This is a genomic window from Rhodopirellula maiorica SM1 (assembly GCF_000346295.1).
GTDB classification, from domain to species: domain Bacteria; phylum Planctomycetota; class Planctomycetia; order Pirellulales; family Pirellulaceae; genus Novipirellula; species Novipirellula maiorica.
This window is the reverse complement of record NZ_ANOG01000239.1, coordinates 1-10,523: the sequence shown is the minus strand read 5'-3', so window position 1 is coordinate 10,523 and position 10,523 is coordinate 1. Positions and strand designations below refer to the sequence as shown.

The following is a 10,523-nucleotide window of genomic DNA, read 5'->3' as shown; positions in this document are numbered from 1 at the left end:
TAGAACCACCGCGGTTGGATGTGGCTCTCACTCCACTTTTCTGCGGCCGAGATCATGGACTCGAGCACTTCAGGATAGGATTTACTGAGGTCATGTTGTTCAGCAATGTCATCGACGATGTGATAGAGCGACCACCGTTTGCCAACGCAACAAGCTTTCCACTGATCTTGACGAATTCCGACATTGCTAAACGACGCGTAATGTCGCATTGCAAAGACAGGTTGCTTTTTTCGTGAGCTGCGATTGGCAAGGAAATCGTCCCAGATATCTTTACCGTCAAGTTGTTGAGTCTCCGGGACCGTCGCACCGGCCAAATTGGCGAAGGTCGGGTAAAAGTCGAGTGCCGAGACGGGGTGTTCAAAGCGATTGTCCGCGGGGACGTTGTTAGGCCAATGGAACAACATCGGAACGCGGATGCCGCCTTCGAGCACACTCCCTTTTCCCTTGCTTAGTGGTGTGTTGTTTGAACCAGCACCTTCTTTACCTCCATTGTCGCTGAGGAAGACAATCAGGGTGTCGTTCAATTCGTCGGTCTCTTCGAGGGCTTGGACAACGTTCCCCACACCGCGGTCGACTGCATGCACCATGGCAGCGTAGGTTCGCCGCTTTTCGTCCTTAATACTGGCGTAGATCTGTAGATCCTCTTGCTTGGCTTGCAGCGGTGTATGCGGCGCGTTGAAGGAGAGAAACAGAAAAACGGTTGGTCCTTTTGGGCAGCCTCGTTGACAAACCGCACGCTCTCGCGTGACAGCGCATCGGTCATGTATTGCGTCTCGGTCACCTGTTTCCCGTTGTGTTCCAGCGGCAAGATATAGTCGTTCAGTAGTGTTTTGCCCGCGTTCTTTTGCCGCTCATATGTGGCCATGTACTTTTCGGGAAAATAGTCGTGACCGCCGCCGAGAAAACCGTAGAAATCATCGAAGCCACGATTGTTGGGATGGAATGGCGGATCCACACCTAAGTGCCACTTACCGATCACTCCGGTGTAGTAGCCCGCATCCTGAAGCACGGTGCTGATCAAGGTTTCACTTTGGGGAATCCCCTGATGCTTGGCCCCTTCGATGGCAACACCCGAATTGGGCAGGTTGTAGGGGGCTCCGAATTTGTGCGGGTAACGACCTGCCATCATCCCCATCCGACTCGGCCCACAGAATGGATGGGCAACGTAGGCCGAACTGAACACCGTCCCGTTGCGAGCCAAGCGATCAAGTGAAGGTGTTTGGATGTCCTTGGCACCATTAAAGCCAACGTCGGCGTACCCCAGGTCGTCGCACATAATGACCAAAATATTGGGACGTGGCGGATCTGCAGCCACCGCTGTCGCCGACACCACGGCCACCGACAAAACGGCCGCGGCCCACCGCAGTGCGTTTGATAGACAGTTTGACCATTGGTCAATAGAGACGTGATAGAGCATGGTGCGGATCCGAGGAAGGGGAGGTTTAAAATAGAATTGCGAAACGTTGCGGAAGGTCCGACAATTCAGTTGCAGTTGTAGGCCGGATCAAGGACGCATCGATCATACCGGGGCGACGCCAACGGTAGCCAATTCGCGTGAGTCTTGGATCGATTCGAAAGTCTCAATTGCGTCCGCCGATCCGGCGTTGATGTCGCTTGCTTGAATCCGGCTGGCAAAAAACTTCAAGACGTTACGCCAACACATCCTTGACGACGTGGCCGTGGACATTCGTCAAACGTCGTTCGATGCCGTTGTGGTAGAACGTCAAACGTTCATGATCGAGTCCCATCAAATGCAACAACGTCGCGTTGAAATCGTAGACCGTGGTCGGATTGATTGCGGACTTAAATCCGAATTCATCGCTTTCGCCATAGCTGAATCCTTTCTTGACTCCCGCACCGGCTAAAAAGCAAGTGAACGCACTTGGATTGTGATCACGGCCGGTACCGTTGCCCTGCAAGAAGGGCATCCGGCCAAACTCCGTAGCCCAAACGACCAGCGTGTCTTCGAGCATGCCGCGTTGTTTCAAATCGGCGAACAGCGCGGCGGTAGGTTGGTCCATGATCTCGGCCTGCATCGCGTGCGTTTCCTTGATGTTCGCGTGCGAGTCCCAGTTTGAGATGCCGTTTCCGCCAGCCGGGTCGCTGCCGTTGAACAATTGAACGATACGCACCCCTTTTTCGAGCAACCGTCGTGCAAGGATACAGTTCTGTGCGTACTTGCCTCGCAGTTCGCTGCCGCCATGAACACCGTAGGCTCGAAGTGTTGCAGCGGTTTCGCCGGAGATGTCCATCACGTCGGGAACGGTGGTTTGCATTTTGCCTGCTAATTCGTAGCTAGCGATGCGGCCCGCCAAGTCGGCATCGCCGGGGAATTTCTCGAGGTGACGCGCATTGAGACGCTGGAGCAAGTCCACGGTCTTGCGATCCGCCGCTGCGGTCAACGAGCCAGGACGCCGTAGATTGTTTGGTGGAGTGCTTGCGCTGAAATCGGTGCCTTGGAACGCCGCAGGCAAGAAACCGTTACCAAAATTGTTTTTTCCGCTCCGCGCCATCCCACGAGGATCGTTGATCGCGACAAACGAGGGAAGCTCTTCGTTTTCAGTCCCCAACGCATACGTCACCCAGGCACCAAACGATGGGAACCCCTCCATCGTAAAGCCTGTGTTCATAAAGTTTTCGCCTTGCGGATGGGCGCTCGTATCGGTCGTCAAAGCGTGAAAGAAACAGAAGTCGTCGACATGCTCGGCCAAATGAGGAAGCAGGTCGGATACCATCTTGCCTGTTTCCCCTCTAGGTTTGAAATCCCAGAACGGTTTGGCGATGTTTCCGCTTGGTCCTTCGAAGGTGACCGCAGGCATGCCGGGTGGTTTTTGCCCATGTAATTTTGATAGTTCGGGTTTGTAGTCAAACGTGTCGACGTGGCTTACCGCGCCGGGCAGATAGATCACGAGCACCTGTTTGGCAGGCATCGGAAAATGCGGCGGTCGTGCCGCGTAGGGCCGACTCGGGTCGATTTGCGGACGGATCGGATTTTTGCCAAAGGCCGCCGTGTTCTCCGCTGCCAACAACCCATCCTGCTTCAGCATGCTGGCCAAGGCTAATGCGCTGGTCGAGAGTCCGGCGGTATGTAAAAATCCACGGCGATCGAGCAATCGACGCCCCTGGGGCGAAATTCGTTCAGCGTATGACATCATTCAAATCCTAGTGCGTTGGGTTGCTGTCGTGACGGTGGTCACGGTAAGAATGCAAATTCGTTTGTGTTCATGATCGTGCGGCAAACGAGCGACAGATCAAATTGCTCGGCAAGTTGGTAACACGCTTGTAATTCGTCGACGCTTGGTTCACGGGTTAGCAACAAATCAAAACAACGGACGATGCCTTTTCGCATATCGCCGCCGGATTCGGCGACAGCCCGTTGGGCGACTCGCTTGGATTGATCGATCACGAAGTCACTGTTCATCAGGTTCAACGCTTGCAGCGGCGTTGTTGAAACTGGACGCTTGGCTTGCACTTGGCCACAATCGGGAAAGTCGAAAGCGGTGAACATTTGGTCGTCGACGCGTCGCATCCGCTCTTGATAGATCATCCGTCGCCACGTCGGGGGACCGTAGTTGTCTTGGATCTCCCACTGTGCATAACGTTCTTTGACATTGTGAATTCGGAAGCTTCGGCCACCGAGGCCGCGGTCTAAAACGGCCGACGCCTGTAAGATTGAATCGCGGATGACCTCGGCTTCGACTCGGCGTGGCGGAAAACGCCATAACAATGCCGACCCTGCGTCGACCGCGATGCCATCGGCTCTGGGGGTACTCGATTGCCGAAAAGCGTCGGACATCACCATCAAACGAATCAGATGCTTCATCGACCATTTTTTACCATCACTTGCTCCGGCAACGCTTTGCAAAGCTTGCTCACTTGGGGCGACCAATTCAGCGGCCAACCAATCGAGTAGTTCGGGATGAGTCGGCGTGGCACCTGCGGCACCAAAATCGGCAGTCGTTGTGACAATTCCCTTGCCAAACACATGATGCCAAAGTCGGTTAGCAATCACGCGTGCGGTCAACGGGTTCTCCGGGGCCACGATCCACTCGGCAAACGCTTTGCGGCGTTCCTTACCCGAGGCACCGGGCGACAAACCGAGATCGCCACCGAGCTCGGCTAGCGCGGCGGGGAATACTTCCGCCCCAGGGTTCTCGGGACTGCCACGACTGAGGATGTAGGTTTGGGATGGACGAATCCGTCGGCCAACGAAACTCGGTTTTGGCCCTTCTTCGTTGGCAAGATCGATTGCAGCGTGCAGATCACGAAGAATCGATTCACGTTCAGAGTGCTGTTTGTTGCTTTGGGCGAATTGTTTCGGGCTGGCGACTTCGGTCCACTGTCCATCGTCGGCTAGCACTTCGATCGATTGGATATCGTACATCTGCTTGTTCAGCTTTTGCAGATAGTCCGTCTCGAGATAGTCTTCGCGATTCGTGCTCAGGCGAATCCGGTTTATCTCGCTAGGAGCTTCGAAGGTAAACTGAATCCATGGTTTTTCTTTGCCGTTCTTCGTTCCGCTGACCATCCAGCCATCATTTCCATAGATCCCATCGTTGACATTGACGATTGGCATGTTCGGCGATGTATTTGCCTCGGAATAATCGACTTTCACACCGCGCGACGCATCGGCCAAGTTCTCGTTCAGTTTGGCGGTCCCCAAAACCTCTAGCTCGTCAAGTCGCACAAAATATCCATTGAACTTGATTCGAATCGAGTTGGTGGTGACGGCAGGGAAATGCCACTCTCGGTATCCTGTCCAATCTTCTTCCCATGGTCCCATCTCGCGAAGTTCGCGGCGATGCTGATTGATTTCGCGATACAGTTCCTTCCCACGGATACGTCGTGGATGATCGTCACCAAACTCAGGAAAGCGACTGCCAAATTCGATGTCTTCAAACACGGCCGCCATCGAGTAATAGTCTTTGATCGAGATCGGATCAAATTTGTGGTTGTGACAACGGGCGCAACCGATGGTGACTCCCAACGCGGACGCGCCGACTGTCTGCAGAATCTCGTCCATGCGATCAGCCCTGGCTTGACGACGCGCCGTCGGCTCGCGGCCTACGGTCGCTAGCGGAACATGCGGTCCCGAGACTAAATAACCAGTGGCGTCTCCTTGCTTGAACGAATCGCCCGCGATTTGATCCATCAAGAATTGATCGTAGGGTTTGTCTTCGTTGAACGAGCGAATCACATAGTCACGATAGATCCAGGCGTTCTTGCGGTACATGTTGCTTTCCGAACCGTTTGTTTCGGCCCAACGGATGACGTCCAACCAGTGCTGAGCCCAACGTTCGCCAAAGTGGGGCGACGCCAATAGTCGCTCGACAAGCTCGGCATAGGCCGCGTCGGAATCGACAGCGTAGTCGTTTACGAAATCGCGAGTTTGCTCAGGACTCGGTGGCAATCCAGTCAACACAATCGAGGCTCGACGAATTAGCGATGTGGGGTCGGCGGGATCGGAAAATCCAAGCCCTTCTTCCTCTAACCGCTCCAGCAAAAATGCGTCGATCGGCGTGCGGCCGGCGGTGGTGCCATGATTTGGTTTGGCCGTCGAGGTGTTAGGCGATTGGGCCCTCGGCACCGCTGGACGTACCACCGGTTGAAATGACCAGTGGTCTGATTTCTCGCGAACGATTTTGTCATCCATCTGCCCAGGCCAATACGCACCTTCTTTGACCCAGCGACGAATGAGATTGATCTGTTCGTCCGCCAGTTTGTCGTCGGGCGGCATTTCCAGATCGCTATCTGTGTACGCGATCGCCTTCAACAATAACCCTTCGCGATCATTGCCGGGGATGATCGCAGGCTCGCCATAATCACCACCCTGCAGCAACGCGACGCGGCTGTCGACTCGGAACGCAGATTCCTGTTCTTCGGGACCGTGGCAATCAACACAACTTTCATTGAAAATTGGCAGAATGTCGCGTTCAAAATCGATAGGGTCCTCGCCGTGTAACGCATGCGTCGACGAAAGACATGCGAACACGACAATGGTGTTACGCAATGTTGTGGCGATTGATTTGAAGTTCATGAGCATCGAATTCTTAAAAACTTTAGTTGTCTCTAAATCAGGTCAATTGCGAACGGTCCGCTGTTGCAGCATCGGAAGAGTTGAGATGGTCAAACTGTCCGGGGTGTTTCCAAATGCCCTCAGGGTTTCCCGTTTTCGTACAGCGTTTGAATTTCCTGCGTGGTCAGGGCGGCGTTGTAAATCGCCAGTTCATCGATCGCCCCATTCAAATTTCGGACAGCAAAACTCGGAGTCTTGCGGAAGGGTTGCCCCCAGTTTCCAATTTCAGAAGGGCCGATATGCAGTTTCCGGACGAGCAAGTCGTTGGGGATCTCGTGCTCGCTAACGATGACGCCGTCAACATATTGTCGGACTCGTTTGGATGCCGGGTCGTAGACGGCTGCAAATTGCATCCAACGTCCTGTTTTGGAAAGATCCCAGATGGGCTCTGTGCGATAGACGCGATGCCGTCCCGCGTCGCGAACAACGGCATCTTCCACTCGACTGTAGTGGATGACTTCGGCACTATCATCGACCATGACCGAGAACATCAGTCGGCCGTCGTTGTCAATTTGCCAATGGGGTTCACCATTCTCGTAGCCGTCCGCCATAAACAAAGCGTTGTACACGTGGGCGAGACTGTCGATACGCGCCCAACAGAGGAACGTAAACGCTTGAAACTCACCATCGATTCGAGTGCGGACACGCGAGCCCGGTCGACTGAATTCCAGTCCCGCGGATTCGGTTCCGATACGTCCATCCGTGTGGCTGACCGCACCGACAATCGAACCATGAAAGCTGCTTCCTGAGGCGGCTTGGTTTGGGATGACCCGATCGTTTGCTAGGTCCGCAATTGGATAATACGCGATCAGTCGCTCGTCGGATGCGAGCTGCTTGGCATAGGATTCCCACTGCTGGAACCGTTCACGCTGTTGCTGTTGATGACGCCGCCGAACATCGCTGAGTGTACTGAGACTCTGAAACGAATCACTCGCCGCGTCACCTCCGGCTAGAGTTCGATGTTGACCGGTGGTTAGGTGGTTGCCGTCGTGCTTGCCGCCTTGCAGTTTTATTTCTCCATCAATCACTTCGACGCGAGCATTCTCTGGGCCGACTTCCAGTGCAAACTCGGTCCCTAGATCAATGATTTCAGAGTCGGCTGCTTTCACAACAAACCCTCTGGCTGCCGGTGGTACATTGGCTCGCATCCGGCCGGCCAGCATTCGCACCGACCAATCGGATTCGAGATCCATTTTCGCGGGACCTTCGACCACCAACGTTGCTCCGCAAAAGAAGTCGATCTCAGCAACTCCTGTGTCAAACTGTAAAATCCCCGCCGGCAAAACGTCTCCCTCGCGATATGATTTCGCGTTATCAGCCCAGTTCAGATCGGCAACTCGCCGCAGCGTCGCGTAACCGGAAATCGTTCCCTCAGCAGGTGGATCAGATGTCGTCGCCACCGTCGCAATCGGTTGCTGCGTCGAGCCTGATTTGCCGATCCAGTAGGCGGTGCCGCCTACGACCATCAACAATGACAATGCGATGGCCCATTGCATCCATCCAGCGGATCGGGATGCGGCAACTTCGGAAGTTGCGGTTCGCACTGCACGTTCGTCGGTCGGCGAAAATTTGTGGGAAAGATTGCTTGAGGTCCCGCCGCTCGCAATTTCACGGAGCTCGGCATCCAACGTGGTGTACTGCTGAAACAGCCTGCGTGCATGTGGCGAATCTCGCAGTTGCTGTTGCAGCGATTGCGAATCGCGTTCATCAATACGCCCATCGAGCCACTGGGCGATCAAGCGGTTCAATTCTGTGTCATTCACCAAAGCGGCTCCATGTCCATCACGATTCCATGTGCGTCGTCATCCGCATTATGAGTCCATTTACACGCGATAACCGGGGGAAAAACAGCCGATCCTGCCTCGCCACACCCGTTCACGTCTAACCACTCCCGGGATGAGACGAATTGGACACAATTTTCTGGTGAAATCGCAAAAAAGTGAAATCGCCTCGGAAAAACAAGGCAATCGCCAGCCGATTGGGATGCCGACAATCACGCGTCGCTCGGCGGAAACGCTGGGAGTATTTGCGTCGTTAAGACGCCGGATTCCGAGGCAGTCGACGCGGTTTCGAATCTCTGTGACCAGGCGGCACAAACGCTCTCGTAGTCTCGACTACGACAGCGGAGCAAGAACATAGCGGAGCAATAATATTGTCGCGGCTCTTTTTATTTGGCGACGTTGGACCGACCAGGCGGCGAGCAGTCTACGACAATCTCGTGATCGTAAATGCTTGTGAGGGGCCTCCTTTGACCAGACTCATGGCGGGACGATCATTGAAATTGTCGAAGATCTGCGCTGCCACATCATGATCAATTGCACCTGGATGGGCATGCAGCAGATATCGCCACGACGTCGGCTTGTCTTTGTAGAGCATTACTGCACCATCGCGGCAAACCGAGGCTCCCATCCATCCGTCTTCGCGAACGTGCCACTTGCTTGGGAATCGCGGGTTACTTGAATGGTCGAAATAGGTAATGCCTTCGACAACGCCCTGGTCGATCGAACCGCTATAGTCAATCCAAGGTGACGGCATGCCAAACAATGCGGTCTCGCCCTGTTTTCGGTTGGCACCCGTGATCACCCCATCACCAAATCTCGCCGAGATTGCCTTTGCGACTCTGACCGCCAAGAGTCCAAAATTTGATTGGCCTAATTCGAGTGTGTCAGCCACCGAACGCAGCGATGTTTGCAACTCGACAAACAGACCGTCATCGGCGGCCGGAGCAACCGAGACGAACAAGTCTTGTTTGATCAACGGCTGCGTCTCGTCCGTACCGAACCACTCTAACTGGACTGCGATTCGTGCATCGTCGTCGCCATCGTCGTAGGCCATCCATTGCGTTTGCCGAATTTTCGTGCCGGTGGTGTCGGCCCAGAAGTTTTGACCCGCCACCTTGTGATGTGCAAACCACACCGATCGATGATGGTCGTGATCGGGAGCCCCCGGATGCCCCATTCGTGTTAGCGGGATTCCCGAAGGACCCGTCAGCGGAAAGAAGAACGGGCGAGGTGCATCGTGGGCGGCGTGCCAGCGAAGGCGTTCGGATCCATCGACAGCGAACGCGACCTGGTTGCCGGGAAGCGGAATGATTTGACAACGTGGCGACGCCGAAACTTTGAATGGATTCATTGGAAAAAAAATGCTCGCTGCAGATTTAGGCAAATAATTCGTGTACGACCTTGGCTTCCTCGTGACCGGTCAAACGATGCAGCCGACCGCCATGTTCAAATGTCAACCGATGATGATCCAAGCCCAGCAGATGCAGGATGGTGGCATGCAAATCACGAAAATGGACCTTGCCCTCTACCGCCCGCGAACCGGTCTCGTTGGTTTTGCCATGCACGTAGCCTTGTTTGACGCCGCCGCCTGCCAACCAAAACGTGAACCCATTGGAATTATGGCCCGACGCGTCTTTGCCATCGTCTGGGATCAATCCAGGCCGACCAAACTCGCCGCCCCAAACCAACAACGTGTCCTCAAGCAATCCGCGTGCGGCAAGATCTTCTAAGAGCGCCGCAATCGGGGCATCGACGGTTTCGCAGTTCGCCTTCAAATCGCGGCGATGGTCGTTGTGCTGGTCCCATCCGCCGTGATTGACTTCGATAAAACGGACGCCTGCTTCGGCAAACCTACGAGCCAACAAACATTGACGACCGAAATCGGTGGGACGACACGTACCGACAGACAACTTCTTGCCAACACGATAACGCTGTAACGTCGTTGCGGTTTCGTTGCTCAGATCCAGGATTTCGGGGGCGGTCGACTGCATCCGAAAAGCGAGTTCCATCGACTCAATCACACCTTCGAGGACCGGGTCGCCAGCACGTGTCTGGAGATGCGATTGGTTCATCGCTTGTACAAAATCCAGCTGATCTCGTTTGAGGTCGGTTGGCAGGTGGTTCCCTGAAATATCGCGGATCATCGCTTTGGACATGTCTTCGCCATTCGTCCCGATCGGCGTACCAGCGAACTGAGTCGGCAGGAAAACGCTACTGTAAACGGACGGCTTGGCTGCATTGAGACTAACAAAACCTGGTAAATTGGCGTTTTCGGTTCCCAAACCGTAGGAGATCCACGATCCCATGCTGGGGCGTTTTCTCAGTTTTTCGCCGGTATGGAGCTGCAGAAAGGATTGTGCGTGGTTGCCCGTATCCGCGTGCATGCCGTTGATCACACAAAGCCGATCGGCATGCTTGGCAGTTTCCGGCATCAGCTCGGAAATCCACATACCACTTTCGCCATGCTGGGCAAACGGAAATACCGACCCTGGATGCTTCTTCTTGCCGGTTTGTGGCTTGTAATCAAACGTATCCATTTGCGCCGGGCCGCCACTCATACACATGAAAATGACACGTTTGGCGCGGGGGCGGATTGCATCAGTGATAGGCACAAGCCCCAATCCGCTATCAGCAGCAGTGGCTTGCAACTGACACAGCGACTGCAT

At 54.6% G+C, this 10,523-nt stretch carries 6 protein-coding genes and 1 pseudogene; all 7 read right to left on the bottom strand.

What is annotated here, in order from left to right; all coding sequences use genetic code 11:
* A pseudogene (locus RMSM_RS42400) lies at window positions 1-1,276 on the bottom strand (sulfatase-like hydrolase/transferase); the annotation flags it as partial.
* Window positions 1,277-1,519: 243 nt separating this feature from the next.
* Window positions 1,520-1,645, bottom strand: coding sequence for a hypothetical protein (locus tag RMSM_RS43365; RefSeq protein ID WP_008693563.1), 126 nt, complete (start codon window positions 1,643-1,645; stop codon window positions 1,520-1,522).
* A gap of 4 nt (window positions 1,646-1,649) precedes the next feature.
* Window positions 1,650-3,152 carry a DUF1501 domain-containing protein gene (locus RMSM_RS07230; RefSeq protein WP_040764590.1) on the bottom strand — a complete coding sequence of 501 codons (1,503 nt, stop codon included), beginning with the start codon at window positions 3,150-3,152 and terminating at the stop codon, window positions 1,650-1,652.
* A gap of 41 nt (window positions 3,153-3,193) precedes the next feature.
* The gene (locus RMSM_RS07225) at window positions 3,194-6,037 is read right to left on the bottom strand and encodes a PSD1 and planctomycete cytochrome C domain-containing protein (protein ID WP_008693560.1); all 2,844 of its coding nucleotides are present in this window, start codon (window positions 6,035-6,037) and stop codon (window positions 3,194-3,196) included.
* A gap of 119 nt (window positions 6,038-6,156) precedes the next feature.
* Window positions 6,157-7,839, bottom strand: a complete 1,683-nt coding sequence (locus tag RMSM_RS07220) for a LamG-like jellyroll fold domain-containing protein (protein WP_008693559.1) — start codon at window positions 7,837-7,839, stop codon at window positions 6,157-6,159.
* 442 nt (window positions 7,840-8,281) lie between these two features.
* Window positions 8,282-9,208, bottom strand: a complete 927-nt coding sequence (locus RMSM_RS07215) for a DUF6807 domain-containing protein (protein ID WP_008693557.1) — start codon at window positions 9,206-9,208, stop codon at window positions 8,282-8,284.
* 25 nt (window positions 9,209-9,233) lie between these two features.
* On the bottom strand, window positions 9,234-10,523 hold a 1,290-nt coding region (locus RMSM_RS07210; RefSeq protein WP_008693556.1), incomplete at its 5' end, for a DUF1501 domain-containing protein.

Bases quoted from the DNA above. Each gene is read 5' to 3' on its own strand.
- RMSM_RS07230 (WP_040764590.1), bottom strand. From the start codon at position 3,152: ATGTCATACGCTGAACGAATTTCGCCCCAGGGGCGTCGATTGCTCGAT.
- RMSM_RS07225 (WP_008693560.1), bottom strand. From the start codon at position 6,037: ATGAACTTCAAATCAATCGCCACAACATTGCGTAACACCATTGTCGTG.
- RMSM_RS07215 (WP_008693557.1), bottom strand. From the start codon at position 9,208: ATGAATCCATTCAAAGTTTCGGCGTCGCCACGTTGTCAAATCATTCCG.